Source organism: Gordonia sp. NPDC003950 (assembly GCF_053605205.1).
On the sequence record NZ_JBSGIT010000010.1, the window covers coordinates 119341 to 144144 of the forward strand.

The following is a 24804-nucleotide window of genomic DNA, read 5'->3' on the forward strand; positions in this document are numbered from 1 at the left end:
TTCCGACGCCGGAAACCATCTGCAGCCCAGCACCCCGATGGGGGATATCGGAGGCCACGCGATCACCCAGGTGACCGCACGACGTCATCGACCGGTGTCGGTCCGGCACAGACGTTCCGGGCTGAAGACCTTCTCGAGTACCGCCTCGTCGAGAAGTGCCCCGCGCCGCACGAGATCGGGTATCAATGCTCCGGTCGACATCGCTTCGGCGACCAGGGCTGTGGCGGTCTCGTAGCCCAGGAGGGGGTTCAGGGCGGTGGCCAGGCTGGCGGAACCGTAGACGGCGTCCCGCATCCGGTCGACGTTCGGTGCGATCCCGGCGATGCAGCGTGCTCCGAGCACGTCGACCGCGGCGGTCAGGCGGGTCAGCGAGGAGAGCAGTGCGCGCACGATGATCGGCTCAAAAGCGTTGAGCTGCAACTGCCCGGCCTCGGCCGCGACGCTCACCGTGAGGTCATTGCCCATCACCTCGAACGCTACCTGGTTGACCACCTCGGGGATCACCGGATTGACCTTGCCGGGCATGATCGACGATCCGGCCTGCACCGCCGGAAGGGTGATCTCGCCGAATCCGGATCGTGGGCCAGAACTCAACAGCCGCAGGTCGTTACAGATCTTGGAGAGTTTCACCGCGGCGCGCTTGGTGACGCCGGACAACTGAACGAAGGCCCCGACGTCCGAGGTCGCCTCCACGAGGTCGTCGGCGCTGCTCAGTGGTAGGCCGGTGATGGCCGCAAGCCGATCGCAGGCGCGTGCCGCGTAATCGGGGTCGGTGTTGAGGCCGGTGCCGATCGCGGTGCCACCCAGATTGATCTCGGTGATGAGCAGAGTTGCCTCACTCATCCGGTCGGCGTCCTCGGCGATGGTCACCGCGTACGCGCCGAACTCCTGGCCGAGCGTCATCGGCACTGCGTCCTGGAGTTGGGTACGGCCCAGTTTGAGGACGTCGGAGAACTCATCGGCCTTGGATCGGCACCGAGAAGCCAACCCGCGCAACGAGGTCTCCAGGGCGTGCGCCGCACGGGCCAGGGCGACCTTCACCGCGGTCGGGTACACGTCGTTGGTGCTCTGCCCGAGATTGACGTGTTCGAGGGGATGGACGATGTCGTAGCGGCCCCGCGAATATCCGAGGATCTCCAGGGCCCGATTGGCGATCACCTCGTTGGCGTTCATGTTCGTCGACGTGCCGGCCCCACCCTGGATCTGGTCGACGACGAACTGCTCGTGCAGCGCGCCCTCACGGATCTCGGTGCAGGCCACGATGATCGCCTCGGCGACGTTGACGTCGAGGAGGCCGAGATCGCGATTGGTCTCGGCGGCGGCCTGTTTCACTGCGGCGAGTGCGATCACCAGATCGTCGTACCGCGAGATCGGCACCCCGCTGATGGGGAAGTTGTCCAACGCTCGGCAGGTGTGCACGCCGTAGTAGACGTCGGCGGGGACGTCATGGTCACCCAGCAGATCGTGTTCGATGCGCACGGCATCTCGGTCGGTGGAGATCATCGCGGCTCCCGGAGAATGAGGCGTTGCCGGATCGATGAGGTGCTCGCCGCGTCGATCACTGTGCCGGCCAACGCGATGGCACCCTGGGCGATGGCGGCTTCGGCCGCAGAAGTGAGCGTGGCGGCCGCGAACTCGATCTGGTGGTTCACCGCAGGCATGGAATCGATCCCGATGTACGGGTGAATCGCCGGCAGCACCTGCGACACGTTGCCCATGTCGGTGGATGCGCGGGCCATCATCGAATCGGCACCCGACTCGAAGCGTCGTCCGAGAGCCAGCGCGCGCCGCTCGTAGCAGCCGAGAAGCTCGTCATCGGTGTGGAATTCGGCATAGGGCTTGGATTCCGGGGTGACGGTCAGTTGTGCGCCGGAGGCGAGCGCACCCGCCTCGAAGCACCGCATCACGCGGGGTTCCACCTCGGCCAGCTCGGCGAGTGTCTCGGCGCGCACATACCACCGGCCCTCGGTGCGTTCGGCGATGGCGTTGGGTGCCTCACCGCCACGGGTCATCATGCCGTGCACGCGTACCGACGAGGGCAACTGCTGACGGAGCAATCCGATCGCCACCTGGGCGATGGTGAAGGCATCGGCGGCGTTGACACCGCGTTCGGGGTAGGCGGCGGCGTGTGCGGCCTTGCCGCGATACTCGACGTGGCTGTGCGACACGGCGAATGGTCGCGCGCGGGCGACGTCGACGGGACCGGGGTGGACCATCGCCGCGGCGTGCTGGCCGTCGAATCCGCCGCGTTCGAGCATCTCGATCTTGCCGCCGCCGCCCTCCTCGGCCGGGGTGCCGATGACGCTGAGCGTGATGCCCAGGTCGTCGACCATCGGGGCCAGCGCACGTGCCGCGCCGACGGTGATCGCCGATATCAGGTTGTGGCCGCAGGCATGGCCGAGGCCGGGCAGGGCGTCGTATTCGGCGCAGAGCGCGATATGCAGATCGCCGCTGCCGACGACGGCGGCGAAGGCGGTGTCCAGGTTGCAGAAGCGCTCGGTGACCGAGAATCCGGCGTCGGCCAGCCGATCGGCCACTCGACGGGCGGAACGCTCTTCCTCCCAAGCGATTTCGGGGTGATCATAGAGGTCGCGGGACAGTTCGGTGAGGACGCCGTGATCGGCGGTCACCTGAGTCGAGACGATCGCGTCGGGCGAGGTCACAGATCCCCCGCAACACCATATGACGGGGCGCGGGTCGGGTCGATGCCGCGCACCCGGTAGTCGTCCTTCTGCGGTTGCCACAGACGCCACAGCGCTTCGAGATCGGCATACGGATCCTCGGCGAAGTCCACCCGCAGGTCGGTGACCGGCCACGCCACGTCGTCGGTGACCATCAGTCCCGCCGAGTGGACCGGGCCGGCCTCACCGCCGGCCTCGAGCGCACTGCGGAACCCGTCGAGGAGACGTTGCTCGAAGTCGGTCGAGCCGCTGTCGGTGTAGCCGGCCAGCAGGGCATCGATCACCGACGCGTCGGCGAGGAGATTGCCTGCGGCCACGGCCTGATTACCGACGAGGTGATGGTGGACGCCGAGGCTGAGCGCACCCGAGTGGGCCGCGCCGGTGCCCCGCGCGTCGACCACGGTCACCTGCCGGTGATCGGGGAATTCCTCCTGCGCCAGAGCGGCTTTCAGTGCGGTGGCGGCATCCGAACCGGCCGCGAGGCCGTCCAGCGCCGCGGTGCCCAGCGCCGGATTGGTGATGTTCTGCGAGGCCACCACACCGACGCCTGGTCGTACGTGCGCGCAACGGGCCGCGACCGCCGGGCTCGAGGAGCAGATGACGATGCCGAAGGCTCCGGTAGCCGGGTCACGGGCGATCAGTGACATGGTCATCGGGCATCTCCCGAATCGCTCAGTACCGCGGTGGCATCGATCTCGACCAACCACTCGGGGCGCGCGAGGGCCTCGACGACGAGGCCGGTTGACACCGGGAAAACGCCGGTCAGCCAGCGTCCCATCACCCGATAGACGGTTTCGCGGTAGCGGATGTCGGTGAGGTAGACGGTCACTTTCACGATGTCGCGCAACGAGCTTCCGGCCTCCTCGAGGAGCATGGCGATGTTGCTCATGGCCTTCTCGGTCTGGGCTTCGATGTCGCCGATGCCCACCGATTCGCGGGTGTCGAGATCCTGGCCGATCTGTCCGCGCAGATACACGACGCCACCGGCGACGACGGCCTGGCACAGGTCGTTGTCGAGGTTCTGCTCGGGGTAGGTGTCGCGGGTGTTGAACGGCCGGATGCGGGTGTGGGTGGGGGTCAGTGGGGCGGCGGTCATGGTGTGGTGTCCTCTCGGTGTGGTGGGGGTCGGCGGACTATCTGACCGCGACCGGCTCCGCCGCCGGCGCGCGGTAGGCGAGATAGCCACGCTGGATGGCGATCTGATCGGCGAGATACTTGGCGTCGTGCCACACGCCCCAGATGAAGCTGGACCCGCGGCGTGACAGCCACGGCAACCCGAGGAAGTACACGCCGGGCTCGCTGGAGATGCCACGCTGATGGCGGGGGCGACCGTTCTCGTCGAGCGCGTCCACCTGCAGCCAGCCGTAGTCGTAGGCGAAGCCGGTGGCCCACACGATCGACGTGATGTCGTGTGCGGCAAGGTCCAGTGACCGGATAGGGTCGGTGACGCATGCCGGCTCCGGGCCGATCACCCGTGCCTCGGGCTCCTCCGGCAGGTCGAGGCCGTTGCGGGCGACATACGCGTCGGCCTCGTCGAGCATCGACAGGTAGTTGGAATCTCCGGCCTCGATGTTGGTGCGCAGATCGTCGGCGAAGGTCATCACGCCGTCGGTCACCCCTTCGGCACGACCGAGCAGGGTGATGCCGTCGGCGGCGAGGCTACGGAAGTCGACGGTGTGCCCGCCGTGCGCACCGCTGACCGCGATCGTCACGTGCTCGGCTCCGGCCGGGGGAGCTGCGGCATCCCACTTACCGAGAACGCCCAGCCACCAACAGAAGTCGCGGCCACGGTAACTGCGCGGGGGCCGGTCGTGCGGGCCGACGGCGAGGTACACAGAACGTCCTGACGCCCGCAGTTCGTCGGCAATCTGCACTCCCGACGAACCGGCTCCGACGACGAGGACGGCACCATCGGGTAACTGCTGCGGATTGTGATACGAGCTCGAATGGATCTGGTGCAGTGCGGAGTTCGCGGGAACCAACGGCGGGATGACCGGCTTCTGGAAGGCGCCGGTGGCCGAGACGACGTAGCGTGCGTCGATCGTTCCGTCGGAGGTGGTCACCCGGAATCCGGCAGCGTCGTCGAGCTTGCGGACCGAGGTCACCTCGACGCCGGTGCGGATCGGCGCGTTGATCTTTGCCGCGTAGGCGGCGAGATAGTCGGCGACGCCCTCCTTGCCGACGAACGCGTCGGGGTCACCGGCGAAGGTCATGCCCGGGAAGCGGTCATGCCAGGCGGGGCCGTTGGCGACGAGGGAATCCCAGCGCCAGGAGCGCCACCGCTCGGCGACGCGGTCCTTCTCGAGCACCAGGTGGTCCAGACCCTGTGCGCTCAGGTGTTCGCTCATCGCGATACCGGCCTGACCTGCGCCGACGATCAGCACCTCGACTTGTTCGTTCGTCACCGTAACCCTCCAATGGTCCGCTGATCATCACGTATGTTGCCGTCAATGATTCAGGGGCCGATTGGTTCTGTACAGCGCATTTAATTGAGCTAGTGCATCGGTTCAATCGATGTAAGGAGCGGTCGGAGTTCGGCCCGACGCACTCAGTCCCGCCGCGCCGGAATCGTCCGACTGTCACCGCGAAACTCCGCGACCACGTCACCATCGCAGGTGACGGTCACGTCATAGATGCCGTTACGGCCGAAACTCCGCACCTCGCGGGCCTCGGCGACGAGGACGTCTCCCTCACGGGTCGGCCGGAGGAAATGGATGTCGCAGCGGGCGGCCACGGCGGCATCGGTGCCGCTGTTGCAGGCCAGGGCGAAGGTGGTGTCGGCGAGGATGAAGACGTAGCCGCCGTGGGTGATGCCGTGGCCGTTGACCATCTGCGTCCCGACCCGTATCGAGGTCCGGGCCCGCCCGGGACCGAGTTCGACGAGTTCGATGCCGAGCGCGCGGGATGCGTTGTCCTCGGCCCACATCCGGCGAGCGATCGGGTGATCCTCAAGCGAGGACGCGGGTGTTGCGGTCATGGGCGGACCGAGGTTTCCTCATGCGTGAACATGGTGACGCCGCCGGTGGCGAAGTTGGGTACGTCGGCGGCGGCCGCGCCCATCTCCGGTGAGGTCAGCCCGGCCTTGAGTGACTCCGCGTCCGCGAAGTACAGGCTGGCCACCGAATAGTACGGTGCCGGTGAACCGTCCAGTGATGACGCCTTGGCGTAGGTGTACTCGGTCAGGCCCGGAATCGCATTGGCCAGCGAGATGTGCACACGCTCGTAGTACTCGTCGAAGGCGGCGGGGTCGGTGGGCTCGCCGTAGCAGACGGCAACGCGAATGGTCATGGTGTGCTCCTCAATTCGGTTGGTGACAACCGGGTCAGTCCTGGCCCTTGGCGACCAGGGTGAGAACGTCGTACGTCGCGACCGGAGCGCCGTCGGCATTGGTGACGACGGCGTCCCAGCGCACCTCACCGTAGTCGGCGCTTTGGCGTGGCGTGATCTGTTTGGCGGTCAATGTGACCGTCAGACTGTCGTCGGCCTTCACCGGCGTGAGGAACCGCAGACCGTCGACCCCGAAGTTCGCCAGGACCGGACCCGGAGCCGGGTCGACGAACAGTCCGGCCGCCAGCGATACCACCAGGTACCCGTGGGCAACGATCCCGCCGAACAGTGGATTGGCCGCGGCCGCAACCGGATCGGTATGGGCGTAGAAGGTGTCACCGGTGAACTCGGCGAAGTGGTCGATGTCGGCGCGCGTGACGGTGCGCGGCCCGCCGACGATGGTGTCGCCGATCTGCAACTGTGACAAATCCTTCCGGAAGGGATGCACGTCACTCTCCCGGCGATCGGCACCGTTGACCCAGCGATGCCCGACGGCGGTCAGCACATTCGGCGTCCCCTGAACGGCGGTGCGCTGCATATGGTGGAGCACCCCGCGGATACCGCCGAGTTCCTCACCGCCACCGGCCCGCCCGGGACCACCGTGAACGAGGACCGGCAACGGCGAACCGTGACCGGTGGATTCGGCGGCATCCTCGGAGTTGAGCACCAGCACGCGCCCGTGGAATGGGGCGAGTCCTCGGACCACCTCGCCGGCGAGGCCGGAATCCCTGGTGACCAGCGACGCCACCAGACTGCCCTGTCCGCGCGCCGCCAACGCCACGGCGTCGGCGGTGTCGCGGTACTCGATGACGGTGGCCACCGGCCCGAAGGCCTCGATGTCGTGTGGTTCGGGTGCAGTGGAATCGTTGGCCCGCAACAACAGTGGAGACAGGAAGGCGCCCTTCCCGGAATCCGCGTCGATCACGTCGACATGATCGGGATCGCCGAAGACGATGTCGGCGGATTTGGTCAGTCCGCGAACGGCCTTGAGTACCTCGTCGCGTTGTTCGATGCCCGCCAGTGCCCCCATCCGGACGTCGGGATTGCTCGGATTGCCGACGCGGACCTTCGCGAGGCGCGCACATGCTGCCTCGATCACCGCGTCGACGAGCGGTTCGGGAACCAGGGCGCGGCGGATCGCGGTGCACTTCTGGCCGGCCTTCACGGTCATTTCGGTGACGAGTTGTTTGATGTAGAGCTCGAATTCGGGATCGTCGACACCGATGTCGGTGCCGAGGATCGACGCGTTGAGCGAGTCGGCCTCGGCGGTGAAGTGCAGACCCGATGAGACGACCGTCGGATGTGCGCGCAGCAGGGCGGCGGTGTCGGCGGAGCCGGTGAAGGCCACCGAATCCTGGCCGTCGAGGTGATCGAGCAGATCGCGCGCGCTCCCGCACAGCAATTGCACCGAGCCCTCGGGGAGGATGCCGCTCTCGATGATGCGGCGGAACACCAATTCGGTGAGGTAGGCGGTGGCACTGGCCGGCTTGATGATCGAGGGCACACCGGCGATGAACGCCGGCGCCAGCTTCTCCAGGAAACCCCACACCGGAAAGTTGAAGGCGTTGATCTGCACCGCAACTCCCCGGCGTGAGGTGTAGATGTGCTGGGCGGCGAAGGTACCCTTCTTGCCCAGCGTCTCCACCGCTCCGTCGAGATACACCGTGTCGTCGGGGAGTTCGCGGCGCGCCTTGCTCGCATAGCTGAGGATGGTGCCGATTCCGCCGTCGATGTCGACGGCCGAGTCGCGATCGGTGGCGCCGGTTCGGCGGGAGAGCTCGTAGAACTCCTCCTTGCCGGCCATCAGGGTCAGTCCGAGTTGTTTGAGCAGCGTGGCGCGTTCGTGAAAGGTCAGTGCCGCCAGCGCGGGCCCGCCGACGGTTCGTGCGTAGGTCACCATCCCGGCCAGATCGAGACCGGTCGAGCTGATCCTCGCGACCTCCGTTCCGTCGACCGCATCGGGCAACGCGGTGCCCTCATCCGGTGCGGTGTACCAGCGTCCCTGCGCGTAGCTGTCCAACATTGCGCTCACAGTCAACTCCCTCTACCGTCCATTCGGTCGGTAATTACCATCGCTGGGACGAAGGTCCCGTGTCAAGAGGGGGATACGTCAGGCGCGGCGTCGGCGCAGACCGTCGAAGGTCATCGCGACGACGGCGTCGGCGAGATCATCGACACTGATGCCGACGCGGGGCCGGTACCACTCGATCAGCGAATTGACGGTGCCGAAGAGCAGCCGCGCGACAAGGGCAGGATCGACCTCGGGGGAGACGTCGCCCTCCTCCGCCGCCGCGATCACCAGGTTGCCGACGAACTCGTCAAACTCGCGCCGGCGGGCGAGTGCGCGCCTCTCGACGGCACTGTTTCCGCGCACGCGTAGCAGCAGGGTCACGTAGGGGAGCTCGGCGGCCAGAATCTCAACACTGCGTCTGACCAGGTATTCCAGGCGCTCGATGGACTTCCCTTCGGTCGCACCCGCCTCGGTGGTGGCCGCGAACAGGGCATTGAGGGCGCGGCCGAGGGCGAGCTCGAGGAGCTCCTGTTTACCCGACACGTGGTGGTAGATCGACGACTTGCTCAGGCCGAGCCGGTCGGCGAGCACATCCATGCTGGTGCCGTCGTAGCCCTTTTCGTTGAAGACCTTGACCGCCACGGCCAGCAGCGAGTCGAGGTCGTAGCCGGGGCGCCCCGGGCGGCCGGTGCGTTTCGCGGGTTTTGCCCCGATCAGCTCATCAGTCACGTGCTCATCATGACAAACGCCGACGCGTGAGTTGATGGGTATTTCGACCCAGGGCTTGCGAACCGACCAAATAGTCGGTTATTAATTGAAAGGTCCACAGTGTGAGGAGGTGCGAAGATGCCCACTGGTGTTACCGAGGACACGGCCACGGTGCTCGACGGCCTGGAGTATGTGCGGTTCGACGACGGCGGTGACCGCTATGTGGTGACGCTGAACCGCCCGGACCGGCGCAACGCCATCACCGGCGAGATGATCGCGGAGTTGCACCGGGTCTGCGCCGCCGTCGAGCAGGCCCCGAAGCCGGTCATCCTCACCGGAGTGGGCGGCAACTTCGCCGGCGGCGCCGACATCGCCCAACTCGCCCGTCGCACCCGCGACGACGCGCTCGCCGGCATCAACCGCACGCTCTTCGATCGGGTGGCGGCCCTGCCGTTGCCGACCGTTGCCGCAGTGCGCGGCTATGCGCTCGGCGGGGGAGCGGAGCTCACCTACGCCTGCGATATCCGGGTTGCGGCCCCCGACGCGGTGTTCGGCAACCCGGAACCGGCGCTGGGTATTCTCGCGGCCGCCGGCGCGAGCTACCGGCTGCCGCAATTGGTGGGTACGTCGGTGGCCAAGCAGATCCTGCTCGGCGGAGTGCGGCTCGATGCCGACGCAGCCCTGCGGCATGGTCTGGTGATGGAGATCGCCGACGATCCGCTCGTCGCCGCCCACACCCTCGTCGATCGGGTGGTGACGCAGTCGCTGTTGGCGCTGCGGCTGTCGAAGAAAGTCATCGACGCCCCGGGACATCACCCGTGGGCCGACGACATCGTGCAGGCCGTGCTCTTCGAGAGTGCCGACAAGGCCCAGCGGATGAGTGCGTTTCTGGAGAGGAAGTCATGAGCAGCAAACAGGTCCCGGCCCGCGTCGGCGTGGTCGGCGGTGGTCGCATGGGAGCCGGCATCGCGCAGGTCTTCGCCGAACGCGGGGCGACGGTCACCATCGCCGAGACCGTCGATCAGCAGGCCGCATACCAGCGTGTCGAGACCGGACTGCGGCGGGCCGCCGAACGCGGCAAGCTGGACGGGGCGCAACCCGAGGCCGTCCTCGCGCAGGTGCGCACCGTCGGTGCGCCGGACGAGCTACCCGCGGATCTCGACCTCGTCGTCGAGGCGGTTCCGGAGAACACCGCGCTCAAGCTCGACGTCCTCACCCAACTCGCGAAGACGCTCGACGCCGACGCGATCATCGCATCCAACACCAGCTCGCTGTCGATCGCCGAACTCGTTGCGGCACTGTCCGATCCGTCCCGTTTCGTCGGGATGCACTTCTTCAATCCGGTACCGGTGTCGGAACTGGTCGAGATCGTCCGTGCACCGCAGACCGCCGAGGTCACCGTCGACGCCGTGGTCGGCTGGGCGCAGGCGCTGGGCAAGACCGCGATCGTCGTCAACGACTCACCCGGCTTCGCCACCAGCCGCCTCGGCGTGCACCTGGGCCTCGAGGCCATCCGCATGCTGGCGGAGGGCGTCGCCGACGCCGAATCCATCGATCAGGCCATGGAACTGGGCTATCGACATCCGATGGGTCCGCTGCGCTCCACCGACCTGGTGGGTCTCGACGTACGTCTCGCCGTCGCCGAACATCTCGCCGCGACCCTCGGACCACGCTTCGAACCGCCACAGCTATTGCGTGACAAGGTCGCTCGCGGCGAACTCGGACGCAAGAGCGGCCGCGGCTTTTATGACTGGAAAGGCTGAGAGCATGACCACCACCCTCGAGATCGCCGACGGGCTCGCCACCATCACGCTGGCCCGCCCGACAGCCCACAACGCGCTCGACGTCGACACCAAGGTCGCACTACTCCAGGCGATCGAGAAGATCGTCGGCGACCGCAGCGTGCGTGCGGTCCTGCTCGCCGCCGACGGCAAGAACTTCTGCGTCGGACAGGATCTCGGCGATCACGTCGCCGAATTGGAGAAATCGCCCGAACACGCGATGGACACCGTGGCCGACCACTACAACCCGGTGATCCGGGCCCTCGCGGCCATCGACGTTCCCGTCATCGCCGCCATCCGCGGAGCCTGCGTCGGCGCCGGACTCGGCATTGCGCTGACCGCCGACATCCGGATCGCCTCGCAGAACGCGACATTCGCGACCGCCTTCGCCGGCATCGGGCTGGCCAGTGACTCCGGCCTGTCGCATCACCTCGTCTCGATGCTTGGCGCGAGCCGGGCGATGGGACTGCTGATGCTCGGCGACCGCTTCGATGCCGCACAGGCCGCCGACTGGGGACTCGTGCACCGCGTCGTCGACGACGCCGAATTCGACACGTCAGTGAAGAAATCGGCGGCACGTCTCGCCACCGGCCCGACCGAAGCGTTCCGCCGGATCAAGACACTCGTCGGCGCGTCCGCCACCGGACTCGATGCGGCCCTGGACCGCGAACTCGACGCCCAGCGACATCTGGGTGCCACCGCTGATCACGCGAGCGCCGTCCAGGCATTCCTGAACAAGGGCACGCCCCACTTCGCCGGCCGCTGAACGCACGGCAGTACAGCCCCCGACAACAAGGCAGATGAGATGAGCAGCCCCACCACCGACACCACCGACCTGCAGGAGTGGTTCGACGCGACGATCGCCGACGAGGCGCGTATCGAACCCCGCGACTGGATGCCCGACGGCTACCGTAAGACGCTGATCCGTCAGATCGCCCAGCACGCACACTCGGAGATCATCGGCATGCAGCCCGAGGGCAACTGGCTCACCCGGGCGCCGTCGTTGCGGCGCAAGGCGATCCTGATGGCCAAGGTGCAGGACGAGGCCGGCCACGGTCTCTACCTGTACTCCGCTGCGGAGACACTCGGTGCCGATCGTGACGACCTCACCGAGAAGCTCATCTCCGGCAAGCAAAAGTACTCCTCGATCTTCAACTATCCGACGCTGACCTATGCCGACGTCGGTACCATCGGCTGGCTCGTCGACGGGGCCGCCATCTGTAACCAGGTGCCGTTGTGCCGCAGCTCCTTCGGACCATACGCGCGCGCGATGATCCGGGTGTGCAAGGAGGAGTCGTTCCATCAGCGCCAGGGTTACGAACTGCTCACCACGATGATGGCGGGCACCGACGAACAACGTGCGATGGTCCAGGAATCGGTCGACCGGTTCTGGTGGCCGGCGCTGATGATGTTCGGACCTCCCGATGACCGGTCACCCAACACTGAACAGTCGATGGCGTGGGGCATCAAACGCAACACCAACGACGATCTGCGGCAGAAGTTCGTGGACATGAGTGTGCCGCAGGCGCAAGCCCTCGGCGTCACCTTCCCCGACCCGGACCTGGCATGGAATCCCGACCGCGGGCACTACGACTTCGGTGAGCCGGATTGGAGTGAGTTCGCCGAGGTCGTCAAGGGTAACGGCGCCACCAATTCCCAACGAATCGCGGTGCGCCGCAACGCCCACGACGACGGAGCGTGGGTCCGCGACGCCGCCGCCGCCTTCGCCGCGCGAGAACAGGAGAATCACCGATGAGCCAGATCAAGGCGCAATGGCCGCTGTACGAGGTCTTCGTGCGCGGCAAGCGCGGACTCAACCACGTCCACGTCGGCTCGTTGCATGCCGCCGACGACGAGATGGCCCTGCGGCACGCCCGTGACGTCTACACCCGCCGCAACGAGGGAGTCAGCATCTGGGTGGTGCGCTCGAGCGACATCGTCGCCACCAGTCCGTCGGAGAAGGACCCCTTCTTCGCTCCCAGCGGCGACAAGGTGTACCGCCATCCCACGTTCTACGAGATCCCCGACAACGTCCCCCACATGTGAGTGATGCCGACATGACAGACCATGACAACGCATATCAAGGCCTCGTCGACGAGGACTCGCACGGGCAGTGGGCTTTTGGCACCAGCTTCGACGACCCGCTCGCCGGCGTCGACACCACCGTCCCCGACGACGTCGACCGCCACGCACTCGCGACGTACTGCCTCATGTTGGGTGACGACGCGCTGATCAGCGCGCACCGTCTCGCCCAATGGTGCACCCATGCACCCGAACTCGAAGAGGAAGTGGCGCTGGCCAACATCGGTCTCGATCTGCTCGGCGCCGCGCGACTGCTTCTCGCCCGTGCGGCAGCCGCCGATCCCACTGTGGTCCCGCACATCTCGGACACGACACCGATACCTGACGAGGATGCCCTCGCATTCTTCCGGGACGAGCAGGACTTCCGCAACGTACATCTCACCGAGGTCGACAACGGCGACTTCGCGGTCTCGATGGTCCGGCTGCTGATCTTCGCCACCTGGCGGCTCGCCATCGTGGACCGGTTGCGGACCTCCCGTGATCCGGTCCTGGCCGCGGTGGCCGACAAAGGCGTCAAGGAACTGACCTACCATCGCGACTACGCGGCTCGCTGGATAGTCACACTCGGTTGTGGCACAGACGAATCCACACGACGACTGGCCGCTGCCCTGGCTCAGATCTGGCCGTACGTCGACGAGCTCTTTGTCCCCACCGCCGAGGAGATCGCTCTCGCCGCGGCCGGTGTCGGCGTCGATCCCGCCACCGTGCGAGGTGAATTCGACGAGGTCATCGGGCAGGTTCTGCACGCCGCGGAGGTGCAGACACCCGAGGTCGGCCGGATTGGGCGGGTCGGTGGTCGCGCCGGGCGCGACGGGCTGCACACCGAGCAGATGGGTTACATCCTCGCCGAGATGCAGAGCGTAGCGCGACGACATCCGGAAGGAGTGTGGTGAGATGACCGCCGTAGCAACACAATCACCGCGGGCGATCGTCGCCGACGTGCTCGATCCGGAGATGCCCATGGTCACCCTCGACGATCTCGGCATCATTCGTGACGTCGAGATCGACGACGCCGGCCGGGTAACTGTCACCATCACGCCCACGTACTCCGGTTGCCCCGCGATGGCCACGATTCGTGACGACATCATCTCGGCGTTGACGCGTCACGGATTCGGTGACGTCGTCGTCCGCACCAGCCTTACCCCGCCGTGGACCACCGACTGGATTTCGGCCGCGGGTCGAGACAAGCTCGTCGCGGCCGGATACTCGCCACCTGCGGCGGCGCCGCTCCGCGCGCCGGGGCCAATCCCGCTGACGCTGACCGTCCGTCCGCGTGCCGTCGTCTGTCCGCAATGCGGATCCGATCACACGCAGCTGATCTCGGAGTTCGGTGCCACCTTGTGCAAGGCGCATTATCAGTGTCTGACCTGCGCCGAACCGTTTGATCACGTCAAGGAGATCTGACATGACGACCAGCACCACCACGGCGGTCCCGGTGACGGCGCCCGCGCGCGGGCGGGGTTTTCACGCCCTGACCGTCGCCGACATCGAGTCGCTGTGCGACGACGCCGTCGCCGTCCGCTTCGCGGTGCCGCCGGAACTCCACGACGAGTATGTGTTTCGCCCGGGCCAGTCGTTGACGTTGCGTCGCACCGTCGACGGGGTCGAGCACCGTCGAAGCTACTCGATCTGCGCACCGGCGGGTACGGCGCCGCGTGTCGGGGTGCGTGAGGTCAACGGCGGACTGTTCTCGAGTTGGCTGGTCAACGATGTCCGTCCGGGGGATCGCATCGAGGTCTCACCGCCGACCGGTTCCTTTCACGCCGACCCGGATTCGGGCGGCAGACATCTGCTGATCGCCGCGGGCTCGGGTATCACTCCGATGCTGTCGATCGCGGCGTCCATGCTGGCCAACCCGGATACCGAGGTCACCCTCATCTACGCCAACCGCAGAACCCGGTCGGTGATGTTCGCCGAAGAGATCGCCGACCTGAAGGATGCACACGGTCCGCGATTCGACGTCATCCACGTCCTGTCCCGCGAACCCCGCGAGTCCGAACTGTTCAGCGGCCGACTTGATCGCGGACGTCTCGAGAAGATCCTGACAACGGTGGTGCCCACCACCGACATCGACCACTTCTGGCTCTGCGGCCCCTTGGGCATGGTGGAGACGGCAGAGGATGTCCTACGTTCGCAGGAGATCACGAAAGACCGCATCCACCACGAACTGTTCTACGTGGAGGCCACTCCACCGCCGATGGATCGTCATCGCGAACGCGGCGCCTCGGGCCCGACCAGCGAGGTCACCCTCGTGCTCGACGGCAGGTCGGTGGCGGGCGCCCTACCCCGCGACGAGACGATCCTCGACGCGGGTGAGGACCTGCGTTCGGATCTGCCGTTCGCCTGCAAGGGCGGAGTGTGCGGGACGTGCCGCGCCAAGGTCACCTGCGGTGAAGTCGACATGCGACGCAACTACGCACTCGACGAGTCCGAAGTGGCCACCGGGTTCGTCCTGACCTGTCAGTCCTACCCGCTATCTGATGATGTCACCATCGATTTCGACGCCTGATCACCACACCCCTCCTCACGACAACGCAGCCCACCGACCCACAAGCATGGAGCCCACCATGACCAGCACCCTGAGCAGTCCCGCCGGCGGAGCGGATACCGTCGACATCGAGTACGCGAGCCGTGACCGCATCGCCGATCTGCAGTTGACGCGCCTGAAATGGTCACTGCAGCACGCCTACGAGAACGTCCCGCACTATCGGAAGGCGTTCGACGAGAAGGGTGTTCACCCCTCGGATCTGAAGTGCCTGGGCGATCTCGCATTGTTCCCGTTCACCGCCAAAACAGATCTGCGGGAAAACTATCCGTTCGGCATGTTCGCCGTGGCACAGGATCAGGTGTCGCGGATTCATGCCTCGTCGGGAACAACCGGGCGTCCGACCGTGGTGGGCTACACGGCCAATGATCTGACCAATTGGGCGGATCTGGTGGCGCGCAGCCTGGCCGCGGCGGGTGTCCGGCCGTCGGACAAGGTGCATGTGGCCTATGGATACGGCCTGTTCACCGGCGGTCTGGGTGCCCACTACGGCGCAGAGCGACTGGGCTGCACCGTCATTCCCATGTCTGGCGGTATGACCGAGCGGCAGATCCAGCTGATCGAGGACTTCGCTCCGGACGCGATCATGGTCACCCCCTCGTACATGTTGACGATCGTTGACGCGATGATCGCCAAGGGCATCGACCCTGCGCAGACCTCGCTGCGGACCGGTGTGTTCGGTGCCGAACCCTGGACCGAACAGATGCGCGCCGAGCTCGAGGCGCAACTGAACATGGATGCCGTCGACATCTACGGACTGTCCGAGGTCATGGGGCCCGGGGTGGCGCAGGAGTGCGTGGAAACCAAAGACGGACTGCATATCTGGGAAGACCACTTCTATCCCGAGATCATCGACCCGCTCACCGGTGAGGTACTGTCCGACGGCGAGGAGGGAGAGCTTGTCTTCACCTCGCTGACCAAGGAGGCGATGCCGATCATCCGTTATCGCACCAGGGATCTCACGCGTCTGCTGCCGGGTACCGCACGCACGATGCGTCGAATGGAGAAGGTGACCGGACGCACCGATGACATGATCATCCTGCGTGGGGTCAACCTGTTTCCCACCCAGATCGAGGAACTCATCCTCACATTGCCGCCGCTGGCCCCACAGTTCCAGTGCGTCCTCGACCGGCCCGGTCGGATGGACACCCTGACGGTGCATGTCGAGTATCGTCCCGATGTCTCCGCCGATCACCGTGAACCCGCTGCGCATTCACTGAAGAAGCTCATCAAGGATCGGATCGGCGTTACCGTGGACGTGGCCATCGCCGAACCCGGCACCCTGCAGCGGTCGACGGGCAAGGCAAAGCGATTGGTGGACAACCGGCCGAAGGCGTGACGAGAGTGATGTGAGCCGAATGACCATGTGCGACCGCCCGCTGGATTTCGACGGATGGCGCGAGGCGATTTCGCAGGCGTTCGTCCCTCTCGATGCGACGCCACTCACCCCCGGATTCGGATCGTTCGAGGGTGGGCTGCACAGTCGGTCGCTCGGTGACCTGCAACTGTCGGAGGTGCTGGGATCGTCGGCGCATGTTCGTCGATCTCCCCGCACCATCCGGCGTTCGGATCCGGGCGTGATCAAGGTGGCATTACAGATGGCGGGCACGTCCACGGTGACGCAGTATGAACGTCAGGCCGCGCTGGGTCCCGGTGATCTCGCCGTCTACGACACCAGCGAGCGCTACGACCTCTCCTTCGCCGGCACCTTCGACATGTTGGTGGCAGTGCTGCCGCGAGAGTCATTGCGTATCAGCGATTCAGAGTTGCGTCATGCCACCGCACGGGCGATCTCCACCACGTCGGGAGTCGGCGCCCTGCTACGCCCGATGCTGATAGCCCTGCGGGCATCGTCGCCCGACGACTCCGGGTCAGTGGGACAAACCCTGGTGACTGACGCCGTGGCCGATCTGGTGAGCGCGGCACTGCGCGCGGGCTCACCCGACGATTCGCTGGGGGCCGGTGAGACGATTCTGCTGTCGGCCAGGGCATACATCGATGCGCGACTCGGTGACATGACGCTGACGCCGTCGGCCGTGGCGGCGCACCATCACGTGTCGCTCCGTTACTTGCAGAAGCTGTTCGCACACGACGGACACAGTGTCGCCGGCTTCATCCGGCAACGTCGACTCGAACGATGTCGACGAGACCTCGCCGATCCCGCGCAGTCCCACCGCGGCGTCGGATCAATCTGTGCAGCAAATGGTCTCGTGGACGCCGCACATTTCTCACGGCTGTTCAAGAATGCCTACGGGATGAGTCCGCGCCAGTACCGAGACAACCACCTGTCGGTCCACTGACCTGTCCGCTGAGCGAGCATCCTCACTCCCGCTGGTTGGGCACCTCCCCATTCGGCTATCGCTCCTGACCGGCTTGGCCCACGGGACGGGCTACTCGACCAGCGGGAAGATACTTGGTGGGACGACCCGCCGGTCGAGCGCGAGGACTTCGGATCAGTACATGATCACGCCACGGACGTTCTCGGCCCTGCGCATTGCCGCGTATCCATCGTTGACCTGGTCGAGGGTGTACGTGCGGGTGATCATCTCGTCGAGCTTGAGCTGGCCCTCCATGTACAGCCGGAGCAGGTGCGGAATGTCGAAGCGGATGTTGGCATTTCCGAACCAGGCTCCCTTGAAGGTCTTTCGCATGGCGGTGAGATCGAACAGGCTCATGGTGACGTCGGTGGCGGTGAGATCTCCGACCGAAACCTGGACGCACACACCACCCTTGGCGACCAAACTCATGGCCGGGCCGACCAGGTCGCCGCGAGCCACGTCGACGGTGATGAGGACCTTGTCGGCGAGTTGTCCCCAGGTGATGTCCTGTAGCAGCGCCAGTGCTTCGTCGATCGTGGCCACCGCGTGTGTGGCGCCGAAGATCTTCGCCTGTTCACGCTTGAACTCGGAGGGATCGACGAGAACCACGTGACGTGCACCTGCGAGCGAAGCCCCCTGTACCGCACCACAACCCACACCGCCCATACCGAGTACGACAACGGTCTCACCCGCGGAGACGCCGGCGGCGTACACCGACGAGCCCCATCCGGTGGTGACACCGCAGCCGACGAGTGCGGCCTTGTCCAGCGGGATGTCCTTGGTGAGCTTCACACACGATGCCTCGTTGACCACCGTCACCGGGGCGAAGGTGCCGAGCAGACACATCAATCCGGCATCCTGACCGTTGACGTGATGGCGTGCGGTTCCGTCGGAGAGCTGCACCCCGGCAAGCAGATTGGCGCCGAGATCGCAGATGCTGGACATGCCCTTGGCACACGACGGGCACCGACCACATGCCGGGATGAAGCCCAGTGCCACGTGGTCGCCGACCTCGACGGACTTGACTCCGGGACCGATCTCGGTGACCACGCCGGCACCTTCATGTCCGCCGATGTAGGGGTACATACCGACGGGCACACTGCCGTCGCGCACATGCTCGTCGGAGTGACACATTCCCGACGCGGCGAGTTCAACCTTCACTTCGCCGTACTTCGGGTCGTCGAGTTCGAGCTCCTCGACCTTCCAGTCCTGACCGGGTTCCCACAGGACCGCTGCCTGAGTCTTCATGAGTGACTTCCTCTTCTGGTGATTGTTGACGGGTATGTGAGCTGTGTTGTCACAGGACGACGGTGACGACCTTCTCCTCGGTGTTGGCGACGATGCCCGCCCACCCGAGTTCGCGGCCGACGCCGCTGGTCTTCATGCCGCCCCATGGGAGCGCTGGATCGATTGCGGCCCAACCGTTGACCCACACCGCCCCGGCACGCACCTGGCCGGCGAGTGAATGTGCCTGTGCCACATCCGATGTCCAGATGCTCGCCGCCAGGCCGTAGTCGGTGTCGTTGGCGATGCGGATGGCCTCGTCGGCGTCATCGAACGGGATCACCGTGCCGACGGGGCCGAAGATCTCCTCCCGGGCGATGCGCATGTCGTTGGTGGCGTCGGCAAAGACGGTGGGTTGCACGAAGAATCCCTCGTCACCGCCGCGCCCGCCGCCGGCGACGAGCCGGGCACCGTCGGTGCGTCCGGCCTCGATGTAATCGAGAACCGTGTCGCGCTGCTTGGCGTTGACGAGCGCACCCATCGTGGTGGCCGGATCCAGCGGATCGCCGAGCACCTGCGCGGCGGCGGCCGCCGCCAGCCCGTCGACCACCTGGTCATAGTGCGAACGGTGCACCAGCACACGGGTTCCGGCGGCACAGACCTCGCCCTGGTTGAAGAACAAGCCCATGGCGGTGCCATTGATCGCGGCGTCGACGTCGGCGTCGGCGAGGATGATCTGCGGTGACTTTCCGCCGAGTTCGAGGGTGGTGCGTTTGAAGGTGTCGGCCGCCACCTTCAGGATGTGGCGACCGACGCGAGGGCTGCCGGTGAAGCTGATCTTGTCGACGTCGGGGTGGGCGACGAGCGCCTCGCCGGCCACCCCGCCGAGACCGGGGACCACATTGACCACGCCGTCGGGCAGACCGGCCTCGGTCAGCAGCGACGCCAGATGCAGGATCGAGAGCGGCGCGTCCTCCGGTGGCTTGACCACCAGGGTGTTGCCGGCGGCCAGTGCCGGGGCGAGTTTCCACGCGGCGATCATGAGCGGTGTGTTCCACGGGATGATTGCGCCGATTACGCCGACCGGTTCACGGACAGTGTAGGAGTGGGTGGGCCGCCCGAAGTATCCGGCGGTCGGGATGGACTGACCGGTGATCTTGTCGGCCCACCCGGCGAAGTGGCGGAAGGTGCCCGCGGCGTTGGGGATGTCCAGCATGGACGGTTGGCCGATCGGTTTGCCGATGTCGAGCGCCTCGAGGCGGGCGAGGATGTCGCCGTCGCGCTCGATGAGGTCGGCGACGCGATGGAGGATCGCACCGCGTGCCGCTCCGGGTGTGGCAGCCCAGTCGCCGGCGAGCTGAGCCCGGGCGGCACGCACCGCGTCATCGATGTCCGCGGCGGAGCCGGCGGCGACCTCGACCAGCGGTAGACCGGTGGCCGGGTTGATGTCGGTGAAGGTGACGCCGTCTCGGGCCGGGCGCCAGGTGCCGGCGATGAGGATCTCGGTGTGCACCCCGTCGGGTAGTGCGCTGTTGGCGATGGACGTGTCCAATGCCGTCATGACCTCTCCATTTCTGTCGTGAGCCCGCCCGTTCGGCGAACGTGATGTGACTGCTGCCACAAGTCTGCGAACTGGCGGGAGTCATTACTTGCACGTCCGCGCATGAGTGATTGACGGAACGCGCACGGTGAGGTGAGACGCACTCGGTTATCGTCACAACTGGCTAACAACAGCGGTCTCGATTTCCGGGACCAGGCCCGGGCCGGATAGACTCGCCCGGATTGGGGCTGTTGTGACTAAAGGGGTTGATGGTGCGTAAGGGAATCACTCGCACGCTTGTTGCGTCAGTGACCGCGATGGTGGTCGCGACGGGCACGGGACTCGGCGTCGCCGCGGCAGACCCCACGAGTACATCACCCACCAACCCATCGAACCCGGCGCCGATGAACGTCTCGAAGATCGAGACCCTGGTGCACGACTCCGCCCAGCAGGTCACCGCGATCGTTTACTCGGCGTCGATGAACAAGCTGATCCCGGTCACGATCCTGCGCCCCAAGGACACCAGCAAGCCCGCGCCCACGCTCTACCTGCTCAACGGGGCGGGTGGCGGCGAGGATTCGGCCACCTGGGCCGCCAAGACCAGCTACACGCAGTTCTTCGCCGACAAGAACGTCAACGTCGTGACGCCGATCGGCGGCGCCTTCTCGTATTACACCGACTGGCAGCAGGACGACCCGGTGCTCGGCCGCAACAAGTGGACGACCTTCCTGACCAAGGAACTGCCCCCGCTGATCGACAAGGAATTCGACACGACCGGGGTGAACTCCATTGCCGGTATCTCGATGGCCGGGACGTCGGTGCTCAATCTGGCGATCGCCGCGCCGCATCTGTACCGGTCCGTCGCGGCCTACAGCGGTTGCGCCCGCACCAGCGACCCGCTGGGCATGACCTACATCCGGATGGTCGTCGGCGATCGTGGCCGCGGCAACATCAACAACATGTGGGGCACCCCCGGCGGACCCGGCTGGGTGGCCAACGATCCCTACATCAATGCCGCGAAGCTCAAGGGCACCAAGGTCTACATGACCAGCGGTTCGGGTCTGCCCGGGCCGAACGATCAGCTGAACGCACCCCTGATCGACGGAAACCCGGTCACCCTGGGCAACCAGATCATCCTGGGCGGGGTCATCGAGGCGGCGGTCAACCAGTGCACCGTCCAGATGGCGCAGCGGATGAACGAACTCGGCGTCGTCAACCGGGTGTCATTGCGGCCGGTCGGCACGCACTCCTGGGCGTACTGGGAGCAGGATCTGCACGACACCTGGCCGATGATCGCGGGCGATCTGGCCAAGTGAGCCCGGCGAACCAACCCTGGTTCAACGGAGCCGGGTGAACCGAGCCCGGGTGAACCAAGCCCGATGCAACCAAGCCCGAGCAACTCAAGCCCGAGCAACCACGCCCGGGGCTCGGGCGGCTCAGTACGCCATGAACAGGATCTCGTTGCGCGAGTACTCGTGCCCGGGATGGTTCTCCGCGAGGTGTTTCCGCACGGTCTCGACCAGTTCGTCTTCGTCCGCGCCGCGCAGCATCTCGCCGCAGGGGCAGGTCAGCCGGGTTTTCACGAGGCACTCACCCGATCCTTCAGGAGCAGGCGGACGGTCAGTTCGAGCCGGTTGGTGACGTCGGTCGCCGACGCGCGTCGGGTCAGCCACTGCACGAGATTCGACATCCACACATCGGCGAGCACGCGGGCGATCGCGAGATCCTCCTCGGTCGGTTCGCCCTCGTCGACGATCGCGTTGGCGAGGAGTCGATCGATGATCGAGGCGACCTGGTCGACCTCGGCGGTCGCCGACGCGTCGGCGAACATGAATGCCCGAGTCATCGCCTCGGTGAGCAGCGGGTCGCGTTGCATCGCGAAGGTGATCATGTCCAGCACGTGGCGGAGACGCTCGATGGCGTTGTCGCCGCGCAGCTGTGACCGGTCGACGCGCGATTCGACGCGGGCCAACTCGCGTGCCAACGACGTCACCAACAGGTGCACCTTGGACGGAAAGTACCGGTAGAGGGTGCCGACGGCGACGTCGGCCTTCTCCGCGACCGTCCGCATCTGCACCGCGTCGTAGCCGCCCTTGGATGCCAATGCCAGGGTGGCGTCGAGGATGCGGCGACGCCGGTCACGTTGGGCGGCCGATCCGCTCTCGGTGGGTGAACCCGTGTCTGCGGTGCCGGATTCCGGAACCGTTACGGCATTGTCAGATGCGGCCATGTGCTCTCGGGCTTCCTCACGTCGGTGGTCGGCGGCTTGATGGCGCGATGGCTACCGCGCGTACGGTACTCATGGCATATTAGAACAGGTTCTAGTTCTTGGTCACCTAATCGGCACAGAGGATTCCCGTGACACTCGCCACGTCCCCCGAACAGATCGCCGTCTGCGAGGCCATCGCGGCCTGGGCCGCGAAGGTCGGCACCACCGATATCGCCCGTGCGCACCTGGATAAACCCGACGATCAGGTGGGGGAGCTATTCGCCCAACTCGCCGACTTCGGTGTCGTGTCGGCCATTGTCCCAGAATCGCGCGGTGGCCTGGGCGCGTCCTGCGCCGACGTCGCCGCGATGGTCGAACGCTGCGGCCGGTCGCTGGTACCCGGTCCGATCGCCGAGACCGTCGCGACCGCGCTCGCGCTGACCCGCGCCGACGATCCGCGCGCAGCCGCGCTGCTCGAATCAGTGATCGCGGGCGCGACGCCGGGCATCGTTCCGGCGCGAGCACACATCGAGGCGACAACGGTCGGCGATGGCGAAGTCGACCTCGGCGTGGTGCCCGGTTACGTCGACGGCGCCGCGATCCTGCTTCCGGCGGTGACGGGGACGACGCCCAGTTCGTGGTGGGTCATCCCGCCCGGTGTCGGCGAGCGGGTGGTGGACGTCGAGACGCCGGTCGACGGTGCCGCCCCGACCGCCCGCGTGCGCATCGGTGGCGTCGGCCCCGACGACCTGATCGACTGCGGGGGCAGCCCGGTGATCGCCGGCGTGCTGAGTGCGGCTCGCGCCGCATACCAGAGTGGCGTGTGCCGATGGGCCCTGACGACTGCGGTCGACTACGCCACGGTGCGCACCCAATTCGGTGCGCCGATCGGGTCCTTCCAGGCCGTCAAACACATCTGTGCCGACATGCTTTGTCGCACGGAGCAAGTCGAGGCCACGGCTTGGGATCTCGCGCGCGCCGTCGACGACGCCATCGCGGCGGAACTCGACGATGCACCCGGCGAGCGGGCCCGCGAGCAACTCGAGTTGAGCAGACTCGCCACCGAGATCCTCGTCGCCGACCTGCCCGTCGCGGTGACCAAGGACTGTATACAGATCCTCGGTGGCATCGGCTTCACCTTCGAGCACGACGCCCACCTGTACCTGCGCTCGGCGATGGTCGCCCGCGCCCTGCTGGGACAGGGGCACCCCGCCCGCGCCGACCTCGCCCGGCGGGGCATGCGGGGTGACCGACGCGACTTCGAGATCGATCTGTCGGCGGTCGAGCACCGTCGTGACGAGGTTCGTGGCGTGGTCGAAAAGGTCGCGGCGATAGACGAATCCGAGCAACGCCGGTTGCTGGCCGATGCCGGCTACCTCATGCCGCACTGGCCCGCCCCGCACGGGATCGGTGCCGACCCGGCGCTGCAGCTGCTCATCGACGCCGAATTCGAGCGCGCCGCGGTGATCCGGCCGGACCTGGTCATCGGGGCGTGGGCCATCCCGACGATTCTCGAACACGGCACCGACGCGCAGCGCGAGCGGTTCGTCGCGCCGACGCTGCACGGGGACATCGTGTGGTGTCAGCTGTTCAGTGAACCCGAGGCCGGTTCCGACCTGGCCGCGCTGCGTACCCGGGCGGCCCGGGTCGACGGGGGCTGGCGGTTGTCCGGACAGAAGATCTGGACCTCGCAGGCCCACAACGCGCAGTGGGGGATCTGTCTGGCCCGCACCGACGCCGAAGCGCCGAAACACAAGGGCATCACCTACTTTCTGGTGGATATGGCCGCCGCCGGCATCGACATCCGGCCGCTGCGCGAACTCACCGGACGGGCCAACTTCAACGAGGTCTTCCTCGACGATGTGTTCGTGCCCGACGACTGTGTGGTCGGTGAGATCAACGGTGGATGGCGGCTGGCCCGCACGACCCTGGCCAACGAGCGTGTCGCGATGGGCGGGTCGGGTCTGGGCAAGGAGATGGACGCGCTGCTCCGGCAAATCGCGCAGATGCCCCGGCCGCTGACCGACGCCGAGATGTCCGGGCTGGGACGACTCGTCGCCGACGCCCACATCGGCCGCGTCCTCGACGCCCGGGCGGTCACGCGACGCCTGGCCGGACACGACCCGGGGGCGCTGTCGAGCGTGCGCAAGCTGATCGGCGTCGCCCATCGTCAGGCGGTGCCGGACTTCGCCGTCGACCTGCTCGGTGTCGACGCCGTCGCGGCGACTGATGCGTCGGATCTGTTGTTGCAGAACCGGTGCCTCTCCATTGCCGGTGGAACCACCCAGATCCTGCGGACCGCGGCCGCCGAGCGGATTCTCGGACTGCCCCGCTCCTGACGCTCCCGTCTGATACAACTAGAACAGGTTCTACTTTTC

At 66.4% G+C, this 24804-nt stretch carries 25 protein-coding genes; 12 read left to right on the plus strand and 13 right to left on the minus strand.

Annotated features, from left to right (window positions below; all coding sequences use genetic code 11):
* Positions 1–84 precede the first annotated feature (84 nt).
* From ACWETB_RS11095 to ACWETB_RS11135, 9 genes are all read right to left on the minus strand, one after another.
* A complete protein-coding gene (locus ACWETB_RS11095; protein ID WP_452211110.1) occupies positions 85–1503 on the minus strand; it encodes an aspartate ammonia-lyase in 1419 nt (472 codons plus the stop codon).
* Positions 1500–2663 carry a M20 family metallopeptidase gene (locus tag ACWETB_RS11100; RefSeq protein ID WP_452211112.1) on the minus strand — a complete coding sequence of 388 codons (1164 nt, stop codon included), beginning with the start codon at positions 2661–2663 and terminating at the stop codon, positions 1500–1502. Before ACWETB_RS11100 ends, ACWETB_RS11095 begins: the two co-directional genes overlap by 4 nt.
* The gene (locus ACWETB_RS11105) at positions 2660–3334 is read right to left on the minus strand and encodes a DUF1028 domain-containing protein (protein WP_449742105.1); all 675 of its coding nucleotides are present in this window, start codon (positions 3332–3334) and stop codon (positions 2660–2662) included. Before ACWETB_RS11105 ends, ACWETB_RS11100 begins: the two co-directional genes overlap by 4 nt.
* Complete coding sequence (locus tag ACWETB_RS11110; RefSeq protein WP_449742104.1) at positions 3331–3777, minus strand: RidA family protein; 447 nt, start codon at positions 3775–3777, stop codon at positions 3331–3333. Before ACWETB_RS11110 ends, ACWETB_RS11105 begins: the two co-directional genes overlap by 4 nt.
* 37 nt (positions 3778–3814) lie before the next feature.
* Entirely contained in the window at positions 3815–5086 is a 1272-nt protein-coding gene (locus ACWETB_RS11115) for a flavin-containing monooxygenase (protein WP_449742103.1), read from the minus strand.
* Positions 5087–5229: 143 nt separating this feature from the next.
* Positions 5230–5658, minus strand: a complete 429-nt coding sequence (gene paaI / locus ACWETB_RS11120) for a hydroxyphenylacetyl-CoA thioesterase PaaI (RefSeq protein WP_452211115.1) — start codon at positions 5656–5658, stop codon at positions 5230–5232.
* Complete coding sequence (locus ACWETB_RS11125) at positions 5655–5969, minus strand: EthD family reductase (protein WP_449742101.1); 315 nt, start codon at positions 5967–5969, stop codon at positions 5655–5657. Before ACWETB_RS11125 ends, paaI begins: the two co-directional genes overlap by 4 nt.
* Positions 5970–6003: 34 nt before the next feature.
* Positions 6004–8040 carry a phenylacetic acid degradation bifunctional protein PaaZ gene (paaZ, locus tag ACWETB_RS11130; RefSeq protein ID WP_449742100.1) on the minus strand — a complete coding sequence of 679 codons (2037 nt, stop codon included), beginning with the start codon at positions 8038–8040 and terminating at the stop codon, positions 6004–6006.
* A gap of 78 nt (positions 8041–8118) precedes the next feature.
* Complete coding sequence (locus ACWETB_RS11135; RefSeq protein WP_449742435.1) at positions 8119–8736, minus strand: TetR/AcrR family transcriptional regulator; 618 nt, start codon at positions 8734–8736, stop codon at positions 8119–8121.
* A gap of 129 nt (positions 8737–8865) precedes the next feature.
* Between ACWETB_RS11135 and ACWETB_RS11140 the strand changes: the two genes are divergently transcribed.
* From ACWETB_RS11140 to ACWETB_RS11185, 10 genes are read left to right on the plus strand one after another with little or no spacing between them, the layout of a single operon-like run.
* Positions 8866–9633, plus strand: coding sequence for an enoyl-CoA hydratase/isomerase family protein (locus ACWETB_RS11140; RefSeq protein ID WP_449742099.1), 768 nt, complete (start codon positions 8866–8868; stop codon positions 9631–9633).
* Positions 9630–10490 carry a 3-hydroxyacyl-CoA dehydrogenase family protein gene (locus ACWETB_RS11145; protein ID WP_452211118.1) on the plus strand — a complete coding sequence of 287 codons (861 nt, stop codon included), beginning with the start codon at positions 9630–9632 and terminating at the stop codon, positions 10488–10490. Before ACWETB_RS11140 ends, ACWETB_RS11145 begins: the two co-directional genes overlap by 4 nt.
* Before the next feature lie 4 nt (positions 10491–10494).
* Positions 10495–11274: an enoyl-CoA hydratase-related protein gene (locus ACWETB_RS11150; protein WP_449742097.1), complete on the plus strand. Its 780-nt coding sequence runs from the start codon at positions 10495–10497 to the stop codon at positions 11272–11274.
* Between the two features lie 39 nt (positions 11275–11313).
* A complete protein-coding gene (gene paaA / locus ACWETB_RS11155) occupies positions 11314–12264 on the plus strand; it encodes a 1,2-phenylacetyl-CoA epoxidase subunit PaaA (protein WP_449742096.1) in 951 nt (316 codons plus the stop codon).
* Entirely contained in the window at positions 12261–12554 is a 294-nt protein-coding gene (gene paaB / locus ACWETB_RS11160) for a 1,2-phenylacetyl-CoA epoxidase subunit PaaB (protein WP_348804684.1), read from the plus strand. Before paaA ends, paaB begins: the two co-directional genes overlap by 4 nt.
* 11 nt (positions 12555–12565) lie before the next feature.
* Complete coding sequence (gene paaC, locus ACWETB_RS11165; RefSeq protein WP_449742095.1) at positions 12566–13483, plus strand: 1,2-phenylacetyl-CoA epoxidase subunit PaaC; 918 nt, start codon at positions 12566–12568, stop codon at positions 13481–13483.
* Position 13484: 1 nt separating this feature from the next.
* Positions 13485–13994 (plus strand): 1,2-phenylacetyl-CoA epoxidase subunit PaaD, encoded by a 510-nt coding sequence (gene paaD, locus ACWETB_RS11170; RefSeq protein ID WP_452211121.1) that lies wholly within the window; start codon positions 13485–13487, stop codon positions 13992–13994.
* A 1-nt stretch (position 13995) separates the two neighbouring features.
* Positions 13996–15099, plus strand: a complete 1104-nt coding sequence (gene paaE, locus ACWETB_RS11175; protein WP_452211123.1) for a 1,2-phenylacetyl-CoA epoxidase subunit PaaE — start codon at positions 13996–13998, stop codon at positions 15097–15099.
* A 58-nt stretch (positions 15100–15157) separates the two neighbouring features.
* Positions 15158–16474: a phenylacetate--CoA ligase PaaK gene (paaK, locus tag ACWETB_RS11180; RefSeq protein ID WP_452211125.1), complete on the plus strand. Its 1317-nt coding sequence runs from the start codon at positions 15158–15160 to the stop codon at positions 16472–16474.
* Positions 16475–16493: 19 nt separating this feature from the next.
* Positions 16494–17435, plus strand: a complete 942-nt coding sequence (locus ACWETB_RS11185; RefSeq protein ID WP_452211127.1) for an AraC-like ligand-binding domain-containing protein — start codon at positions 16494–16496, stop codon at positions 17433–17435.
* Positions 17436–17588: 153 nt separating this feature from the next.
* Here ACWETB_RS11185 and ACWETB_RS11190 read toward each other — a convergent pair whose 3' ends face one another.
* On the minus strand, positions 17589–18701 hold the full coding sequence (locus tag ACWETB_RS11190; RefSeq protein ID WP_449742090.1) for an NDMA-dependent alcohol dehydrogenase: 1113 nt from the start codon (positions 18699–18701) through the stop codon (positions 17589–17591).
* Positions 18702–18750: 49 nt separating this feature from the next.
* Complete coding sequence (gene styD, locus ACWETB_RS11195; protein ID WP_452211129.1) at positions 18751–20238, minus strand: phenylacetaldehyde dehydrogenase StyD; 1488 nt, start codon at positions 20236–20238, stop codon at positions 18751–18753.
* 296 nt (positions 20239–20534) lie between these two features.
* Between styD and ACWETB_RS11200 the strand changes: the two genes are divergently transcribed.
* Positions 20535–21533 carry an alpha/beta hydrolase gene (locus ACWETB_RS11200; protein WP_449742434.1) on the plus strand — a complete coding sequence of 333 codons (999 nt, stop codon included), beginning with the start codon at positions 20535–20537 and terminating at the stop codon, positions 21531–21533.
* A gap of 120 nt (positions 21534–21653) precedes the next feature.
* Here the strand turns inward: ACWETB_RS11200 and ACWETB_RS11205 are convergent, their stop codons facing one another.
* Both ACWETB_RS11205 and kstR read right to left on the minus strand, forming a co-directional pair.
* Positions 21654–21800, minus strand: coding sequence for a DUF1059 domain-containing protein (locus tag ACWETB_RS11205; protein WP_449742088.1), 147 nt, complete (start codon positions 21798–21800; stop codon positions 21654–21656).
* Positions 21797–22447, minus strand: coding sequence for a cholesterol catabolism transcriptional regulator KstR (gene kstR, locus ACWETB_RS11210; RefSeq protein ID WP_348804693.1), 651 nt, complete (start codon positions 22445–22447; stop codon positions 21797–21799). The genes ACWETB_RS11205 and kstR overlap by 4 nt, the downstream gene beginning before the upstream one ends.
* 128 nt (positions 22448–22575) lie before the next feature.
* On the opposite strand from kstR, the gene ACWETB_RS11215 reads away from it, so the two are divergent.
* Positions 22576–24765 carry an acyl-CoA dehydrogenase family protein gene (locus ACWETB_RS11215; RefSeq protein ID WP_452211132.1) on the plus strand — a complete coding sequence of 730 codons (2190 nt, stop codon included), beginning with the start codon at positions 22576–22578 and terminating at the stop codon, positions 24763–24765.
* Positions 24766–24804 lie beyond the last annotated feature (39 nt).